Here is an 18073-nt window from a genome sequence, read left to right as displayed (position 1 = left end):
TTGGTGGTTTGGCAGCGGCAAGGGTAATACATCATGCACGCAGAAGCACTACCATTTTACCCGAAGGGTAAAACCCCAGGTTTCAGGATTGCCCAGGTGTACAGCGCCAAAATCATAGGCATAGCTGACATATTTCCTGTTACCTAAATTACGACCCCAAAAGAGAATTTCCGCATATTTGGTGATGATTCCTGCCCGTGCATTCAGGAGGTTATAAGGTGACTGGCGGATGTTATTGGCCAGGTCGAAATACTGCTCGCCCAGGTACTGCCATTCGCCACGTGCCATCAGTTGTACAAATGGCTTTTGGCTCACCGGCAACTGGTATTGGAGGGCCAGCATAGAGGTCATATCGGGTGTAAAAAGCTGCTTTTTACCAGCCAGGTCTACGGTTCCCCCGTTCTGCGATACCTTGAGTGTTTTGTACTCCGCATCGGTAAAGCCCGCCTGATAATTCAATTCCAATCCCTTCAACGGCAATGCCGCCAATTCCAGCTCTGCTCCTTTGCTATTCAGCTTACCGGCATTCCGGGTTACGGTGATGGCTTCGGGCAGTACCAGCGTAGGCACCTGTGCATCGGTGATCGTGGCATAGAAGAGCGCTACATTGACGCGCAGCTTATTGTTGAAAAAGGTATTCTTGCTGCCCAACTCGATATTGTTGCTGTATTCGGGCTTGTAAGCGTACAAAGGCGGCGTGGAAGGATCGGCAGCCAGTTGCGTGAGGCCACCGGCGCGATAACCGCGGCTATAGGTTACAAACAGGTCGTTGTGCTGTGCGGCATGGTACAGCAAACCAACTTTGGGTGAGAAGGCATTGAAGCTGGCGCGTGCACTGGTATCGGGTTGAAAGTCGAAGATGGGCGTGGGTGATCCGTCGGGCTGGTATTCGCCCAACACCTGTTGTTTCTTGCGCTCGTAGTCATAACGGAGACCTGCTATCACTTCCCACTGCTTGTTCAACACATAACCTGCTTCTCCATAGAATGCCAATCCGAATCCTTTACCGGTAGAAGTATTGATGAGTCCGTAGTTCTTATCGGGCGATCCTACCATGGCGGCATCTTCTCCGAAATGAGTGGTTTGTTTTACCGGGTTGTCGAGTGCAAACAGGTAAGTACCGGCCGTCCATTTAAAAGGTGCAGTAGCAACTGAGGTGAACCTGAACTCCTGCGTAAATACTTTCACCTTGTTCCAGTCCTTGCCATAATCATTGATGATGGTTACGCCGTCTATGGGAGAAAAATCACCATCGATGGGACTGCGGTAATAACGGTGGTTCGACTGCCAGGCTGTTTGCGAACTGAAGTTGAAAGCAGCACCGGTATGTTGTATCGACAACGATGTATTGAAGGTATTGTCGACCATCTCTGTCACTGCATTCTGATTGAGCTCGAAGGGATGTTCCAGTGCATCCTCTACCCCATTCGTGAGCGGGAAGGTGCCGTTGTTGCGGTTGGCTACATGCTTGAGGTTGAAGGTGACGGACCAGCGTGGGCTCACCAGGTATTTGAGGTAATAGTTACCGGATATGCCGTGCTGGCGATCGAAGTCTTTGTTGTTGTACAGGTTGGTATAATATCCATCGCGTTGATCGTAGATGCCGGTTACGCCGAGGTTGAGTTTATTCTTTACCAGCGGGGCCCGGAAGCCGGCTGCATAACGCTGCTGGCCATAGTTGCCGATATTGGCTTCGGCAAATCCGTTGAGTTGATTGCCGGGCTGTTTTGTGATGATATTGATGACGCCGCCCATGGCATTGCGGCCATAGAGCGTGCCCTGCGGGCCGCGCAACACTTCTATGCGTTCGATGTCGTTGAGCTGAGAAATATAGGTATCGAGGCCAAACTGGTTTACGCCGTCGATATACGTTGCTACTGCAGGATCGTATGAGGTGGTAGTGATGCCGCGGATGGAGGTTACATTGCGGCCATCGCCCGGATCGGCGGAATAGAGATTGGGTACGATGGCGGTGATCTCTTTGGTATTCCACAAACGATAATCAAGTACCTGACGGGCCGTGATGGCCGACACGCTCACGGGTATCTTTTGCAGTTTCTCTTCTTTCTTTTGGGCAGTAACGGTTATCGCCTCCAGGGTGTCGGACGTTTGGGCATATGCACTTGCGCACAAGACTGTTCCGATCAATGGTAAAATTAACTTCATATGAATCGTTCGATGATTATGAACGTCAATATTACGCATAAATCGCGCACAGACACGCAGGTAATAGCTCCTTCCCCCATTGGCGGGGAAGCATTTTAGCCAGCGGCGGAATTATTTCGGAAGTTCTGGTCTATCCATCTTATCGGGAACTCCGGTAATGGCATCCAGGAATGCTATCAGCGACTTCTTTTCTTCGGGTGTGAGGTCGAGCTTTTTGATCAGCAGGTCGGTTGCCGGAAACAGCGGATCATTTGCCTGTTCGGGCTTGCGTTTGGGCTGCGGCATACCTGCACTGTACATGTTCATGATGCCTTCGATGTTATAGAAGAGTCCATTGTGCATCCACGGGCGGGTCTTCATCACATCGCGCAGCGAGGGGGTGCGGAACTTGCCTACGTCGGCGGCTTCTTTGGTCACTTTGTATCGACCGAGGTCTTCGTATTTACGGCCGTAATAAGTGAGCCCGATATTGTGAAACTGGTTGTCGGTGAAATAGGTTCCGTTGTGGCAGTTCATGCAGCGGGCCTTGGTGCGGAAGAGGTGCAGGCCCTGGATCTCTTCATCATTGAGTTTGGTGTATTTGCCATTGATGAATTCGTCGAAGCGGCTGCTACGGCTGGCGATGGAACGTTCGAAAGCGGCGAGCGCATCGAGTACGCGATCGAGGCTGATCCTTTTGCTGCCATATACTTTTTCAAACAGGTCCACATACCCCGGTATAGCCTCGAGCTCCTCGGGTATGGTGGGTGGCTCCTGGTTCATTTCGTGGATGGTGGCGATGGGGTTGATGGCCTGGTCTTCGAGACTGGTTGAGCGACCATCCCAGAACAGGTCTTTCACCTGCGCTACATTGAGCAAGGTTGACGTGTTGCGGGTGCCCTGCCTACGATCACTGCCCAGGGAAACGGTGCGGCCATCTGTCCAGGCCAGGTCGGGATCATGGCAGCTGCTGCAGGAAATCTGGTTGGAACCGGATAAGCGGGGATCGAAGAACAGGAGTTTACCCAGGTTGATCTTCGGATCTTTCAGGTTGGCCACGATGTTGGAATCGACCGGCAGGGCGCTCATTTCTTTCCATTGTACACCTGCTTCGATGGTAGGTTTGGGCCATTCGGCTACTGGCCTTGAGTACAACGCACGCAGGCTGTCGTTGACATCGATGGTGCCTGGCGTGGGGTTATGGGTAAAAGAAGCGATTCCGGCTACGAGCGCAACGAGCACCGCTACTACGATGAACTTCTTCATACGGTACAAATATATTGGGATGGGAAAAACAAAAGCGCAGAAACACCGGATCGTATCACCGGAGCTTCTGCGCTTTTTAATTATATATGACCCGGCTCGCCAGCTGTTTTGAGCATCTGTGAGGGTGCGAGCAACCGGCTTGTCGTGTTACCCACGCTCCCTGTGTAAGCCAGGGGAGAGGTCGTTTGTTTTTTATTTCATTACCAGGATACCGTTGGCCAGCAGCCTGATCTCTTTTTTAGGCTCGGTGATGGCGTCGATCTCGGCCTGGGGCTTCTTGGCGTCTTCGGCGTAGTGCTTGAGTTCGCTCACAGAAGTTGTTTTCAGTTTGGCCTCGGTGTCGAGTACCACGGTTTTACCGATAAGTTCGAGGGGAACAAAGAAGCCATAATCCTTCATTTTCACGAAGGCGGTGGTGTTGTCGTCTACCTGTACTTTCATCCAGCAGCCTTTTTTGGGGCATACGTCCAACACCTTGGCAATCACCTTGGTTTGGGGGATGCTGTCTTTCCTGGACAGTGCAGCAGGCAGCTGGGCAATGTCTACCGCGCCTTTAGCATTTGTTTTTGCTCCATATACATCGCCTGGGTTAGCGGGTCCTTTGGGAGGTTGTGCTTGTGCCAGGGATAAGGTCGTGGCGGTTACCGCCAGTAAGAAAAGCTTTTTCATATCGTAATTACTGCTTTAATTTAGATTACAAAGGTGCATAAATAGCGGCAGACTCTGTTACGAAAGCCGAAAATTGAATCCTGCATGCCTGATTTACAGGATGATACAGCGTAATTCAGGGATGTGGGAATATTTTACGCCTTTTTTATCCTTAGGGCCTAATCTTTAGTTGATTATCCCTACCTTTGCAAACTCTTTAAAAGGGATGCTCATGAGCCGCAGGAATTTCGATATCGCATTCGTAGGGTTGAAGCCGGGAATCCATGAGTTTGAGTACCCGATTGATGATAAGTTCTTTGTAGAGTACCAGGAGCAGGATTTCAAGAACTGCAAAGCCCAGGTGAAGTTGACGCTGGATAAGAAGACGGGCTTTATGCTGCTGAAATTTGAAATAGGCGGTCAGTTAGAAGTCATCTGCGATCGTTGTGGTAACAACCTGCCCCTTCAGCTTTGGGACGACTTCAATGTCGTTGTAAAAATGGTAGAAGATCCCGAAGTGATGAATGAGCAGGAAGAAGATCCGGATGTACATTATATATCACGTGGCGAAAGTCACCTGCATATAGCCGACTGGATCTACGAGTTCATCAACCTCAGCATTCCGATGCAGCGTATGTGCACGGAAGATGAAATGGGAGGTCCGCACTGTAATAAAGAAGTGCTGGCGATGCTGAAAAACATGGATGTTCAGGGCGAAACGGCCCCCAACCCTCAATGGAAGGGATTGGAAAAGTTCAAAGATTTAGAAGACAATTGATTTTTTAGTAGTTTATAAATTTATAGGTTATGCCTAATCCGAAACGCAGACATTCCCAACAAAGGGGTGCGAAGAGAAGAACTCACTACAAGGCTGAGAAGGTTACATTAAGCAAAGACAGCACCACCGGTGAGATCCATGTTCGCCACCGTGCTCACGTGAGCGAGGGTAAGTTGTATTACAAAGGAAAAGTTGTTGTAGAGCAATCTCCAATTAAATAGGCCTTTTAATACAAACCTTACCTGCCGGATGAGAATTGGTTTAGATATGATGGGTGGAGATTTTGCGCCGCTCGAAGCGGTGAAAGGTATCCAGCTTTATTTGTCGGGAACTGATAGTCCGGCAATATTGTTTCTAACCGGTGATGAAGCACAACTCAACCCGCTGCTGCAGGAGTATGATATTCCTGCAGACCGCGTAAAAGTAGTGCATGCACCACAGGTTATTGACATGCATGAACATCCCACAAAAGCATTAAAGGAAAAGCAGCAATCGTCTATAGCCATCGGGTTTCACCTGTTGGCTTCGGGCAAAACAGATGCGTTTATAAGCGCCGGCAACACCGGCGCCATGCTTGTAGGCGCTATGTACTCCATCAAAGCCATTGAAGGCGTGCTGCGCCCTACCATTTCCACCATTATGCCCCGGGAAAGCGGCAAAACTGGTTTGATCCTGGATGTTGGCATCAATGCTGACTGTAAACCGGAGAACCTGAATCAGTTCGCCATCCTCGGTTCCCTCTATGCACAGCATATCCTGGGTATCGACAATCCCCGGGTAGCGTTGCTCAACATTGGTGAAGAAGAAGGTAAGGGTAACCTCCTGGCGCAAGCCACGTATCCCCTGCTTAAGGCCAACACACAGATCAACTTTACCGGCAATATCGAAGGCCGGGATGTGCTGGAAGATAAAGCCGACGTCATGGTTTGCGAAGGTTTTACCGGTAATGTGATCCTGAAAATGGCTGAATCCATCTACGACATCACGCATCGCCAGGGCATCAAACACGAGTACTTCGACCGCTTCAACTTCGAACTGTATGGTGGTACGCCTGTGCTTGGGGTAGCCAAACCGGTGATCATCGGTCATGGTATCTCGCACGCGCTGGCTTTCTCCAACATGATCAAGGTGGCGCAAAAGATGATCGAGACCGACCTGATGAGCAAGATGAAGGCCAGCTTTATCGCTTAACCCTGGTTGAGCGGGCGCCGGCAACATGGTACATCCTAATCCGGCTCTTTCAACACGTGGTTTTGAAGCATTGGCAAGCTCCTTGCACTTAGTTTTCCTTTTCCAATGAAACGCATAATTGGGTATCTAAAGGCCTACATCGCCACGCTCAACCTGAAAGCATTCGGGAGTGTGAGCCTGTTGATGGCCATACTCATTTATTTCAACTACACAGCGGGTTTAGAGCGCACCATCATGAGCAAGCCTACGTTAGCACGGCTCGGTGGTTCTTTCAGCCTGTACCTGTTTGTATTGGGCAGCGCCTGGCTGCTGCAGTCGCTCTTCGTGAACACCGTACGCCGCCCTCCCCTATTCTTTTACGTGCTGCTGATCGCCTCCTGCCTCATCTTTGCCATTAAAGTATCGGCCGACGAGCTGTCTGGCATGCTCACGGCGGGTCTTGGCTTTCCGTGGGACCGCTACGTCTATATGACCCTCAACTGGCCCCTGAAATGCGCTCTTGTGCTGATCCTGGTGACGATTGTATGGCGCGTGGGAAAGTATGAAGGTCCGGTGGCGGGTATGCAATTGAAAGGATTCGATCTGAAGCCTTACTTCGGACTACTGTTGATGATGGTGCCCCTCATCGCTTTAGCGGGCACACAGGCCGATTTCCAGCACACTTACCCCAAGGTGCAGCGCATTGCCTTCATCGACGATTTTACAGTCAATTCCTGGCCTTATAAGCTCTTGTACGAGCTGTCGTACGGCATCGACTTCCTCACCATAGAGGCCTTCTTCCGTGGCTTCCTCATTCTTGCCTTTGCCCGCTATGCCGGCGCAAACGCCATCTTACCCATGGCTGCTTTCTATTGCTGTATACATTTTGGCAAACCGCTGGGTGAATGCATTACTTCTTATTTCGGTGGTTTGATTCTGGGTGTGGTGGTGTTGAATACCCGGAATATCTGGGGTGGTTTGATCGTACACCTGGGTATTGCGTGGTTGATGGAGCTGGTGGCGTTTATCCTGTAAGCGCCCTGCAAGGGGCGCGGGACGCCCTTCTGACGAAGTAAAAAAAGTAACTACAAACCTGTAAGCCGGATTCTGTTTACCGGTACACCGCCTTTACCGAAGCATCGGTGGGCGTACTGGTACGGTTATCATTTATCTGGGCCTGGCATTACTGACAGGCTCTTGCTGCCTACCCACCCAACGGACCTCTTACGAGGTTCGGACGAGCAGCCCTCGACCGTTGGTATACATGGCATTTCAGCATGTAAGGTTTACCCCTGCCATACATTACTGTACAACACCGTAGGCTCTTACCCTACGTTTTCACCCTTACCCTCCGTAGCCCTGGCGAAGGCGTAGACCCACGCCAGAACTACGAACTAAACTACCGGAAACCCGGTGGCTGAAGGCAGTTATTCTCTGTGGCACTGTCTGTTTCACTGCGCTGCATACAAGATGCTTTGCGGCGAACCCGGCTCTTCACCGGTACATTGCTCTGCGCTGTCCGGACTTTCCTCCCCTCCACATGCCGTGCAAGCACGAGCGGGAGGAGCGATAACCCGGTTTGTAGTTATGACAAAGGTACGATTTTGAGAGGGGAATGCCTGCATACAGGGAATGAAAGCGCAGCGTTTGCCTGTGGTGATGGACTACGAGCCAGTGGGGCAGCCGGTTTACGCACATTAAATAAGCTCTACCCAACACAATTCAGTTCTTAATTCTTACAATTAGGACTGGATATCTAACCTCTTAGCTGCCGGCTGATGGTTACGGTGTTCACGGACAGTACATTTATGAAAAGATACCATGAAGAAATGCCTCACGATATTGGCCATTGGCCTGTTTACCCTGCCCACCTACGCGCAGCGAACGCAGGAAGTTGTAACGGCCGAACTGGCCTTTGCCCAGCATGCTCTCGATCATAGCGTAAGACAAGCTTTTATTCAGTATGCGGATAGCCAGGGGGTGGTGTTCGGGGGCGGCAAGGTGCGCAAAGCTCTCCGGATGTTCACGGCGATGCCCGAATCGCCCATCTCCCTGTTGTGGCATCCCGCCTTTTCGGGAATGGCGAAGTCGGGCGAACTGGGTTTTACTACTGGTCCCTATACCTCGCAGGCACATGCGCCGCTTCCGGATACTTCCATTACGGCGGGTCACTACTCCACCATCTGGTATAAGAACAAGGCCGGGCAATGGAAATTCCTGTTGGATATTGGCATCAACTATCCAACATCCCTGTACAAGCAGCAGGAATTGTATCAGGCTTCCAACGAACGGTTGGTGCCTTCCAGCCATGCTGTGCTGGGGCAGGTGATGGATACCAATGCGTTGGCTCCCGAAATGGTATTTATTAGAAAGTTCCAAAGCGAAGGGCTCAGCGTCTACCGGCAGGTGATCATGCCCGAAACGTGGTTCAATATAGAAGGACAGCAGCCTGTTACACATGTTGAGGATGTAGAGAAAGACCTTTCACGCATACCCGGTACGCTCCGCTTTAAACCAATAGCTGGCGGCATGTCCGAGAGCCGCGATTTTGCCTATGTGTATGGCACGGTTACCAACGAAGGGAAACAGGAATTTTACCTGCGTGTGTGGGTACACACTTCGCTAGGCTGGAAGTTGCTACTGCAAACGCTGAGGAGCTGAACGAACGATCAATAACGCCCTTTGTTATTCCGTCCATATATGTCAAGGGTCCGGCCTGGTGAGGCCGGACCCTTTTTTATTGGGAATTATTTTCCTTTCTATTAGAATTTATAGCCTGCAAATAGACTGAACACATTGTTCTTCGCATCCACGCGGGGCACATAATTGGGATTGGTCATGATCGCTTCTTTGTTGAGGGTGGCCAGGCTCATATTGAAGCGGGCACCGATCAAGAGGCCCTTGAAGGGATATACCTCCAGTCCGCCGGCAATGCCATAATCGAAGCGGTTGTAATAATCGATCATTTTACCGGGGGTATTGGGTCGCGAGTAACTACTGGCGCTGCTATCCACCTTGCCGCTGACGAGGAAGGCCACCTGACCGCCGGCCTGTAGCTGAACAAATTTGGTGATGTTGATACACATCAGCTGCGGCAACAGGATGTAGTCGAGGTGAACACTGCCGGTGGTGCTGGAAGTTTTATAATCGTAGCCCTGCCGGGAAAAGACGATCTCGGACCGGTAGCCCAGGATGCCTTTCGAGGGCGGTGCCAGAAATGCCCCTACCATAAAGCCGTTGCGGCTTTGTCCGTTGACTGAGCTCACCTTTGTGATGTTCGAGAAATTGAGTCCGGCCTTGAGACCGAACTTGGTTCGCGGAGATGGCTGTTCGGGTTGCGGAGATTGCGCTGCTGCTGCGAGGGGCAGCGCGAAGATTAATGCAGAAAGTAACTTGTACATGAGCAAACGTTTAAGGGATAAATGTATCCCCTACGCTACAGGAAACGAACGGCAGATCGCCGGAATGACAATTTAGGGTGATGAACTGCCGCGCCGGCCTTTCGGGGCGGCGGCTAGCAGTGGGCCGTGCGGGCCGGGCGAGAAAGATTGAGGGCCGCGGTGCTACGGGCCGGCAGTGGCTTCTCAGGACAGCGGTAGCTATCCAGCTGCGCAGGCCGGCCCCTACGCTGCGGTGCAGGCTATCGATCCTAATACTGGAAATAGATCTCCGTGGCACCATATCCATAAGCAGGGTGGTACTTGTTGAAGAAGCTTTTGACGCCCTTTTTGTATTTGAGTATCTCGTGGATCTCGTCACGCAGTTTGCCGCTGCCCACTCCATGGATGGCGATAAATGCCGGTTTGTGGTGCAGGATGGCCAGGTCGAGGTATTTCTCGAAGGTCCTGATCTGCAGGTCGAGCTTTTCAAAATTGTCGAGGGTGTCTGCGTCGGGCGTCAGCTTTTCGATGTGCAGGTCGATCTCGTTCTTTGCCGGTTCCAGGTTTTGACGGGTTTGCGACACGTCGTATACCTTGAACCCTTTGGCGCCGAGTATGCTCACGTCGATAGAGGGTTCTTCCACGCGGGGAGGATAATCGTCGAACAGTTTATAGGAGAAGGTAGCTTCGCCTTTCTTCTTCAACTCCTCGATGCGCGTGAATACCTGTTTGGGCTTGAGTTTTATGGATGACTCGAAATACTCGGCCTTGTTCTTATCGGGCTTGGTGAGGGAGAACTCGAAGGAGAAGGTCGGACTGTCATTGAGTGTTTCGAACTCCACGTCGTGCAGGTAGAAGTCCTCGAAGGGACGTATCTGGTTGACGAGATCGAAGGAGGTCTCGCCAAAATAGTTCAGCTTATACGTGAATTTATAATCGCCATGGGTGCGGTTGACGAGGTGCACCTTCAGGTCTTCCACCACATCGTCGCCAAACTCGTCGGGCACCAGCACGGGGATGAAGGTGATCCAAACCCCGTCTACCACTTTATCCTTGATCTGTTTCTTTTCGCGGGGGAGATCGTCGATGTACTTTTTATCTTTTTTCTCTTTCTTCTCGGGTACGATCTTATTCTTCATGAACTGTTTGAAATACGGGAAATCCAACTGATCGGTATAGGCCGGGAATTTCACGCCCCTTACATCGACCATCACCATTTTCTCGTTGATGATATCCACTACTTCGCCGTCGTCGTTGGAATGCAGCACCACCACTTTATCGCCTATCTGAAATTTCATGGCACAAAATTATGCAATTCGGCGAAAAGCGGAAACAGGAGGTTGGCGGAAGGGGGTGGACGTGCGGGGATGCGTGGCGAGTGGGGAGTGGGAGTGCTTGGAGGTGAGGGCGGAAGTGGCGAGCAGGGAGTGGTTGGCTGTGCGGGTGGACGTGCGGGGATGCGTGGCGAGTGGGGAGTGCTTGGAGGTGCGGGCGGAAGTGGCGAGCAGGGAGTGGTTGGCGGTGCGGGTAGGCGTGCGGGGATGCGTGGGGGCGTGGGTTGTGGCGAGCCGCGGCGCTTACTTGTACCACTCCAACTCCCGCTCCATATTGGCCAGGGCGGCGGCTTCATGGTGCTCACGAAACCAATCCGTATGGTAGACGTGACCGCTGGCGATCGTGTTTTGGAGGAATTTCTTTCTGCCGGGGTTGTAAAGCATGTCGGGGTAGATGCGGTATTCTTTGCGAACTTGTTGTGCATATCGCTCGTAACGACTCCAGGGTTCGGCCAGGATGGCCATATCGAAATCGAGGAACCAGGCGAGGTCGCCGGCATGCGGCGCACCTTCAGGAATTATATGGGTTTGCGTGGCTTTGATGAACTCGCTGATGGATTGTATCTTTTCCGATGGCAGGTTAAGCCGGGCAAGTCTTTTTTCGGCGATCGCCGCGCTGCGTGCTTCGTTATCTTTGCGCACCACGCTGTACACGATATCGTGGTAAAAGATTGACAAGAGGACGACATCACGATCGGCCAGATGTTGCTTGTATTGAGCTTCCAGCTGGAGTAAATGGTTTATATGGACCAGGTTGTGGTAATGACGCTGGCTACTGGTATAGCGCCGGCGTATTTCATCCCACAACTTTTCCGCCACCCCGGAATCGCTGCTATAGCGCAAGCAGCAATCGAACCATATTTCCCTGATCTCTTGCAACATGTTTTAAGCGACAGCGGCAGCGGCCAGCTTGCTCTTGCGGTAACCGTACACAAAGTAAATGATCAATCCGATGCCCATCCAGATGGTGAATACGATCCAGTTCTTGAGTCCGATCTCTGTCATGAGGTAGAAGCAGCTCAACATGCCCATTACCGGGATCAGGGAGAGCTTGCGGGTAAAGGTGGCAAAAGACAGTATCGCTGCTACAACCAGGAACAGGTAGAAAGGAATGAAGTGTTTCCAGTATTCCCAGCCCTGACTAAAATCGAGGCGGGTACTGATCGGCTGCCAGAAGGCGATTGCCGCCACGATCACCAATACAGGAATGATCCACTGTCCGTTGATGTAAGGCAATTTGAAGCGTTTGTTGGATGCCAGCTCGTCCTTGGGCAATGTCAACACCCCACCACACACCAGGATGAACGCGAAGAGTGTGCCGATACTGGTAAGATCGGTCACCACGGTGAGGTTGAGGAACAGGGCCGGTACACCTACCAGGATGCCCGTAAGGATCGTAGCGTACGAAGGCGTATTGAATTTCGGGTGCACTTTGCTGAAGCGTTTGGGCAACAGTCCGTCGCGGCTCATGCTCATCCAGATACGGGGCTGGCCCATCTGGAATACGAGCAGTACGCTGGCGGTAGCGATCACCGCACTTACGGAGATCACAAAGCTTACTTTAGGCAGACCAATCTTCTTGAAGACCTCTGCCAGGGGATCGTTCACATTGAGTTCCGTATAGGATACCATGCCGGTCAATACCAAAGCGATGAGGATATAAAGTACCGTACAAATAATCAGCGAATAGATCATGCCGCGTGGCAGGTCGCGCTGGGGATTGCGACACTCTTCGGCGGTGGTAGATACCGCATCGAAACCTATGTAGGCAAAGAATACGGCTGATACTCCTTTCAACACACCATCAAACTGATTGGGCAGGAAGGGGCTCCAGTTGGCAGGTTCTACATAGAAGAATCCAGCTATGATCACAAATATGATGACTGCTATTTTGAGCGCCACCATGTAATTGGTAGTTCTTTTACTTTCCTGTATTCCCATGTACACGACCCAGGTGATGATAACCACAATCAGGAAGGCGGGCAGGTTCATGATAAGCGGCAGACTGCCGATGTGCGGCGCTGCATCGAGTATCTGTTGCGAGGCGCTGTCGTAGTTGTTGATAAGCCAGTCGGGCAGGTGAATCTGCATGCCCTGCAACAGGTTATTGAAGTAACCGCTCCAGCTGATGGCGACGGCGATATTACCGATGGCATATTCGAGGATGAGCGACCAACCGATGATCCAGGCCACCACTTCGCCGAAGGATACATAAGCGTAGGTATAGGCGCTGCCCGCTACGGGTATGCGGGAAGCAAATTCTGCATAACAGAGGGCGGAAAATCCACAGGTGATGGCGGTGATCACAAAAAGGATGATAACGCCAGGACCGCCATCGAAGGCAGCTTTACCAATGGTAGAGAAGATACCCGCACCAATTACGGCAGCGATACCCATGGCTGTGAGGTCCTTTACACGAAGGGCTCTTTTGAGTCCGGTGTGTGAATGCCCGTCGCCCAGGCCCGCGTTGTATTCTTTCTGAAGTGCTTCCAGTGATTTTCTCCGAAACAGCGAATTTGCCATGCTGGTGTTGGGTTTAAGGGGCGGAAATTAGGGAAAAAAGCCGAAACGAAGTTTTTTGAAGGAAGGGTTTGGGAAGGATGGCAGAGGATGCACAGCGTGGGTGCATGCCTGGACGTTGGTGGGCACCAGGCCGGTCTTTGCGGGATCGCACCATGGCGAACTTTTGTGGCAGCTGGTCGTGTAAGGAGTACATGTATACTCGTCAATCAATATTCTCTTTGCACTAAAAAATGCGCCAGATTGGAAAGCGGGTCTTTGCGACCGGTAATCACTGTGATATTTTCCAGGTGGCCGAAGGCGCTGTTGAGGTATTTGTCTTTCAGGTCGAATGCCCATTTATCGACGCCGCATTCGCGGAAGAGTTGCAACACCCGCTCTACTTTATCGGCCGGGTTCTCCTTCATCAGGCGCTTCATTTCCTGTACCTGGGCGCCAGCGCAGGACTCGAGGGCCTTAATCATTAAGAAGGTCTTTTTGTTGGCCATGATATCACCGCCTACCTGTTTGCCGAATTTGGCAGGGTCGCCGAAGGCATCAAGGTAGTCATCCTGTATCTGAAAGGCGATGCCAAGGTCGCGCCCGAATGCATAGATATCTTCCAGGTTGCCTTTGGAGGCTCCGCCGAGTATGGCTCCCAGTTGAAGGCTGGCAGCCAGCAGTACGGAGGTCTTGAGCTCTATCATATGGATATACTCCTCGAGATGCACTGTTTCCTGCTGTTCAAAATCCATGTCGAGCTGTTGCCCTTCACATACTTCCTTGGCCGTTTTATTGAAGAGGTGAACGATCTTATGGAAATGCTCCGACTTCACCTTATTGAGGTGGTCGTAGGCCGAGACCAGCATCACGTCGCCGGCCAGCAATGCGGTAGACTCACCATATTTAGCATGCACGGTGGGCATATTTCTACGCAGCGGCGCTTTGTCCATGATATCGTCGTGGATGAGCGTGAAGTTGTGGAAGAGTTCGATGGCATTGGCTATATGCCAGGCATCGGGCACGATCTCATCGAAGAGCTCATTGCCCATGAGTACCAGGATGGGCCTCACCCTTTTGCCGCCCAGCGACAGGAAATACTCGTTGGGATCGTACAGTGATGCGGGCTTTTCGGGAAAATGCCTGGTACTGAACTTCTGCGCAAAGTCTTTGGACAACTCTTCGAATGAATGCATGGTTGATGAGGTATAGGCTGCAAGATAGGAGGAAACGGCGAGAACGGAAAGTGATGGCCGGTAACTGCAGGCTTTTAAACAGGCGACCTGTACGATTTGCAGTTGTATACGGAATTGAATATTTTGTTATCAACAAATACCCACAAGCCCATGAAGTTGCTGCCACTCGTTTTCATTGCATCGGTTGGTTTCTTCGAAACTTCGGCCCAACTCTCCAACCGTGCTGTGATGGATCTCAAATCGGGCCGCCGCCCGGATGATACCAGCTACGTCTATTGGCTGCCTTATGCCGAAGACACGAAGTTTTTGCTGATACAGGCTGCTAATAGTAAGATGAGCCACCGCAATGAGCTGTCGCTCGACTTCAAAATGCGTACAGGCAGCAAAATATGTGCTGCCCGCGACGGCATCGTGATCGAAGCCAAGGGCGACAGCGATCAAGGGGGATTGAAAGAAGAGTACCTGAACGATGGCAACCATATCATCATCCGGCATACCGATGGAAGCATAGCTAAATACTGGCACCTGCAAAAAGACGGGGTTCTGGTGCAGGTGGGCGATACCGTCACCCAAGGGCAGCATATTGGTTATTCGGGCAACACGGGCTATACCGCTTTTCCACATCTTCATTTCCAGATCAATGACGCAAAGGGAAAGCAGATCCTCACCCGCTTTTTTACCCGCCGGGGCATCAAGTACCTGCGCCCGGGCAACTGGTACAAATGCGTGCATGACTGAACGGACCGATATAGCCCCGTGAGGACCGTTTTGCGACTTCCCACTTCGTCGACTATTGACAACCACCGCCAAAACGCATTAGCGCCTCATTAGAGGCCGCAAGCTTCTCGGCAGCCAATTATTCACATTCCTTGAAATCACCCACGCAAGGGCTCCCAATCGGCTTTAAAGCGCCTACACATGCTCATCCCGCAGATCGCTGGCCGAAGGGCTTACCGGAATGGGCGCCGACCAGGTACGGACTTTTCGGGGTATTGCCTGGGAATGGTCTAAGACTTGTCTGGGACTGCTCTATAGCACTAAGGGTTCTGTAGGAGTTCTGTACCAGTTCCGTACCATGCTGAGGCAGGTACGCTACCATCCCACTACCCTTTTGCAACTATCCTGCCGCCGGGGATTGCCCACTCCGCCCGGCGTCGCAAGCCCCCCTTTAGAAAGCCGCACTGGCACCCGTTCCGGCCGGGGGAACATTGCTAAGTTTGTGGTATAAACATTCAAGCCATGCAACAGAACGATCCAAAACTTACCACTTGTTTGTGGTTCGATGACAATGCGGAAGAAGCCGTCGATTTCTATGCTTCCATTTTCAAAGACAATTTGAAGCGCGGAGATATTCTTCGCTGGGGCGATGTCGGTAATGGACCCAAGGGTTCGGTGCTCACCTCCACTTTCCAGCTTTATGGTCAGGAATTTCTTTGCCTCAATGGCGGTAAGCAGGTCACTTTCAACATGGCCGTTTCGATTGTTGTGAACTGCAAGACGCAGGAGGAGGTGGATGAGCTTTGGGAAAAACTTTCTGCTGGTGGTGAGAAGAGTATGTGCGGGTGGCTCAAAGATAAATTTGGCTTGTGGTGGCAGGTGACACCAGTTCAATTGCCCAAAATGCTGATGGACAAGGACACCAAAAAAGCCGATAGCGCCATGCGCGCCATGATGGAAATGACCAAACTGGAGATCGACGAGCTGGAAGCTGCTTTTAATAATCCATAACGCCACTGGTTAAGGTCCATAAGAACCTTTAGTACGACATGTCATAAGAAACCCTGCAGCTGCACTGCGGGGTTTCTGCTTTTTATTGAATCCATGTCTGACCAGGCCCTGACCGGGCGGTGATCAGGGGCAGACCAGAAGCAGATCAGGAAGTAACTGGGAGCAGCATCGCTGTAATATCGCTATAAGGTCGCTATAATGTCGCTGTAAGGTCGCTAAATGATCGCTATGGTGTCGCTGGAAGTGCGCTGTATCTTCGTTATAAGGCAGTCCATTTTTGAGGTAAAATGGGCACTTTTCGACTGTTCAGCGATACAGGATGCCCGTGAAAGGCTTTTATGTGCAGATATTGTAAACATGATTTGAAGATGGAAGTATTCTACTGCTGTTGAAGGCTATTTATCGTATACGCGCATACGCCATTATAAAGACAATATTTCGCAATTAAAGGTTGCGTAACAATCCACTATTATTTTATTGCAGATGAAGCTCCACATTGTGCAAAAAATGATGGGCCGCCCCTCAGCGACCCATCTCCTCCATTAGCGAACCATGTAACCTTCTTAACTATTGAACCGTTAAAATCAGCCTTTACTTAATTCCCGATTAGTTTTGCTTTGAACGATCCGCTGGCAGATGTGGTAACGGTAAAGTCATCATACCCGGCTCTGGATACCGTAAATGTTCCTTCTATCCAGCCTCCGCTAATTCTTGTTACCGTAACTCCTCCGCCACTCACTTTCTCCGGTCTTTCGGGTATCGAAATATCTATCCACCTGCTTCCGTAGGTCATGCCCGGTTTTATATAGTGCCAGGAATTTCCATTCCCGAGCTCCCAGGCGTGTGTGCCTACACCGCCGTCCCATTTCATCATGATGTAATTGCCAATGCCTTCGTCGCCACCCGATAATATATAAGTATCACCGCTCTTTACGGCCGGTGTAGCCGGATGCATTACTTTGGCGCCGCCTGCAACACTCATTTCAATCCAGCTTTCGCTGGTCAGTTTGATATTTGACAACAACAGGTATTTACCCTGGTCATCGCCGTTTAACTGCATCACTACGGTGGCTGTAGTAAAGCCGGGAATCGAAGCAGGTGCTTTATACTCCACGCTATTGCCGGTGGTGCGATCGATAGAGCCCGGGCCAACCAGCTTCCAGTTCTTGATATACCTTACCGGTAGTGCGGCAGGCTCACCTACCGGGTAAGGATTACCACGTGGCGGCAGCGGCTGCAGCAGATCGTCCATACAATTGCATGGATTGGGTACCGCATTATAGATCAATGCTACGATGTTAAGTTTCTCGCCTTCACCAAGTGTTGCGGTGACCGGCTTCAGGCTTACGCGCTCCATGATCGCCCAATCGCTGAAATGCGTGGTGCTGTATTCTACCACTTTGGCCGTTGTATCTACCACACTTCCCGAAGGCATCTGCCATACGCCGTCATCACCCTGAAAAGACAGTACAGCGGTTAAAGGAAATGCCATTGAATCTTTAAAAGGCAGATAGGCCATGGCGATCTCTACCGGTTTGGCAAACTGCTGCCCATGCGGCGTAAGCCTGTAGGCAGTGCCTTTCCCTCCCACATTGGTGTTAATGATGGGTTGTATGCCAATGGTGGTATTGGCGCTCAATGCGCCTGATGGTATTGTAATCGTTACGGAATGATCGGCACTGGTAACAAATCCGCCTGCTGCGCCGATCACTTTCGTGGTAGCTGCTCCTGTAGGTGTTCCTACGCCACTTACCTTGGGCACAATCTCTATCTTCCCGTCTTGTGCAGGTGTATCTTTCTTTCCGCAGGCCGTTGCCAGCAGTGCCAGGCAAACAACTCCCAGCGCTACAACGCTTGTCCTATTGTGTGTTCCTTTCATTATGGAAAATTGTGGGTGCAAGATGCCCTAATCTGTCTTTGAATAAAACC

At 51.2% G+C, this 18073-nt stretch carries 16 protein-coding genes and 1 other RNA gene; 7 read left to right on the top strand and 10 right to left on the bottom strand.

The features are described 5' to 3' along the window. Window positions 1-48 precede the first annotated feature (48 nt). From P2H89_RS26055 to P2H89_RS26045, 3 genes are all read right to left on the bottom strand, one after another. Window positions 49-2166, bottom strand: coding sequence for a TonB-dependent receptor (locus P2H89_RS26055; RefSeq protein WP_275832599.1), 2118 nt, complete (start codon window positions 2164-2166; stop codon window positions 49-51). A 111-nt stretch (window positions 2167-2277) separates the two neighbouring features. After that, the gene (locus P2H89_RS26050; RefSeq protein ID WP_275832597.1) at window positions 2278-3411 is read right to left on the bottom strand and encodes a cytochrome c peroxidase; all 1134 of its coding nucleotides are present in this window, start codon (window positions 3409-3411) and stop codon (window positions 2278-2280) included. 192 nt (window positions 3412-3603) lie between these two features. After that, window positions 3604-4080 (bottom strand): DUF4920 domain-containing protein, encoded by a 477-nt coding sequence (locus P2H89_RS26045; protein ID WP_275832596.1) that lies wholly within the window; start codon window positions 4078-4080, stop codon window positions 3604-3606. A 211-nt stretch (window positions 4081-4291) separates the two neighbouring features. Between P2H89_RS26045 and P2H89_RS26040 the strand changes: the two genes are divergently transcribed. The 4 genes from P2H89_RS26040 to P2H89_RS26025 all read left to right on the top strand — a co-directional run bounded on the left by P2H89_RS26040 (window position 4292) and on the right by P2H89_RS26025 (window position 7042). Then, a complete protein-coding gene (locus tag P2H89_RS26040) occupies window positions 4292-4837 on the top strand; it encodes a DUF177 domain-containing protein (protein ID WP_275832595.1) in 546 nt (181 codons plus the stop codon). A gap of 29 nt (window positions 4838-4866) precedes the next feature. Further along, window positions 4867-5058 (top strand): 50S ribosomal protein L32, encoded by a 192-nt coding sequence (gene rpmF, locus P2H89_RS26035; RefSeq protein ID WP_275832594.1) that lies wholly within the window; start codon window positions 4867-4869, stop codon window positions 5056-5058. Between the two features lie 28 nt (window positions 5059-5086). Further along, on the top strand, window positions 5087-6028 hold the full coding sequence (gene plsX, locus P2H89_RS26030) for a phosphate acyltransferase PlsX (protein ID WP_275832593.1): 942 nt from the start codon (window positions 5087-5089) through the stop codon (window positions 6026-6028). 105 nt (window positions 6029-6133) lie between these two features. Continuing rightward, window positions 6134-7042: a CPBP family intramembrane glutamic endopeptidase gene (locus P2H89_RS26025; protein WP_275832592.1), complete on the top strand. Its 909-nt coding sequence runs from the start codon at window positions 6134-6136 to the stop codon at window positions 7040-7042. Window positions 7043-7087: 45 nt separating this feature from the next. On the opposite strand, the gene rnpB is transcribed toward P2H89_RS26025, so the two are convergent. Then, an RNA gene (rnpB, locus tag P2H89_RS26020) (RNase P RNA component class A) lies at window positions 7088-7593 on the bottom strand. 235 nt (window positions 7594-7828) lie between these two features. Between rnpB and P2H89_RS26015 the strand changes: the two genes are divergently transcribed. After that, entirely contained in the window at window positions 7829-8668 is an 840-nt protein-coding gene (locus P2H89_RS26015) for a hypothetical protein (protein ID WP_275832591.1), read from the top strand. 101 nt (window positions 8669-8769) lie between these two features. Here the strand turns inward: P2H89_RS26015 and P2H89_RS26010 are convergent, their stop codons facing one another. From P2H89_RS26010 to P2H89_RS25990, 5 genes are all read right to left on the bottom strand, one after another. Then, window positions 8770-9408: a porin family protein gene (locus P2H89_RS26010; RefSeq protein WP_275832590.1), complete on the bottom strand. Its 639-nt coding sequence runs from the start codon at window positions 9406-9408 to the stop codon at window positions 8770-8772. A gap of 248 nt (window positions 9409-9656) precedes the next feature. Then, window positions 9657-10685 (bottom strand): Smr/MutS family protein, encoded by a 1029-nt coding sequence (locus tag P2H89_RS26005; protein ID WP_275832589.1) that lies wholly within the window; start codon window positions 10683-10685, stop codon window positions 9657-9659. Between the two features lie 279 nt (window positions 10686-10964). Next, window positions 10965-11603, bottom strand: a complete 639-nt coding sequence (locus tag P2H89_RS26000; protein WP_275832588.1) for a hypothetical protein — start codon at window positions 11601-11603, stop codon at window positions 10965-10967. Between the two features lie 3 nt (window positions 11604-11606). Continuing rightward, window positions 11607-13244 carry an amino acid permease gene (locus P2H89_RS25995; protein WP_275832587.1) on the bottom strand — a complete coding sequence of 546 codons (1638 nt, stop codon included), beginning with the start codon at window positions 13242-13244 and terminating at the stop codon, window positions 11607-11609. A 206-nt stretch (window positions 13245-13450) separates the two neighbouring features. Beyond that, a complete protein-coding gene (locus tag P2H89_RS25990; protein ID WP_275832586.1) occupies window positions 13451-14416 on the bottom strand; it encodes a polyprenyl synthetase family protein in 966 nt (321 codons plus the stop codon). A gap of 150 nt (window positions 14417-14566) precedes the next feature. Here P2H89_RS25990 and P2H89_RS25985 point away from each other — a divergent pair, with 150 nt between their 5' ends. Both P2H89_RS25985 and P2H89_RS25980 read left to right on the top strand, forming a co-directional pair. After that, the gene (locus P2H89_RS25985; protein WP_275832585.1) at window positions 14567-15154 is read left to right on the top strand and encodes a M23 family metallopeptidase; all 588 of its coding nucleotides are present in this window, start codon (window positions 14567-14569) and stop codon (window positions 15152-15154) included. Between the two features lie 501 nt (window positions 15155-15655). After that, window positions 15656-16144, top strand: coding sequence for a VOC family protein (locus P2H89_RS25980; protein WP_275832584.1), 489 nt, complete (start codon window positions 15656-15658; stop codon window positions 16142-16144). Between the two features lie 595 nt (window positions 16145-16739). Here the strand turns inward: P2H89_RS25980 and P2H89_RS25975 are convergent. Continuing rightward, a complete protein-coding gene (locus P2H89_RS25975; protein WP_275832583.1) occupies window positions 16740-18023 on the bottom strand; it encodes a hypothetical protein in 1284 nt (427 codons plus the stop codon). Window positions 18024-18073: the final 50 nt, after the last annotated feature.

This window comes from Paraflavitalea sp. CAU 1676, assembly GCF_029223285.1.
Classification (GTDB): Bacteria; Bacteroidota; Bacteroidia; order Chitinophagales; family Chitinophagaceae; genus Paraflavitalea.
Note: the sequence above shows the minus strand (reverse complement) of the source record. Positions and strands in the feature narration are given on the sequence as shown.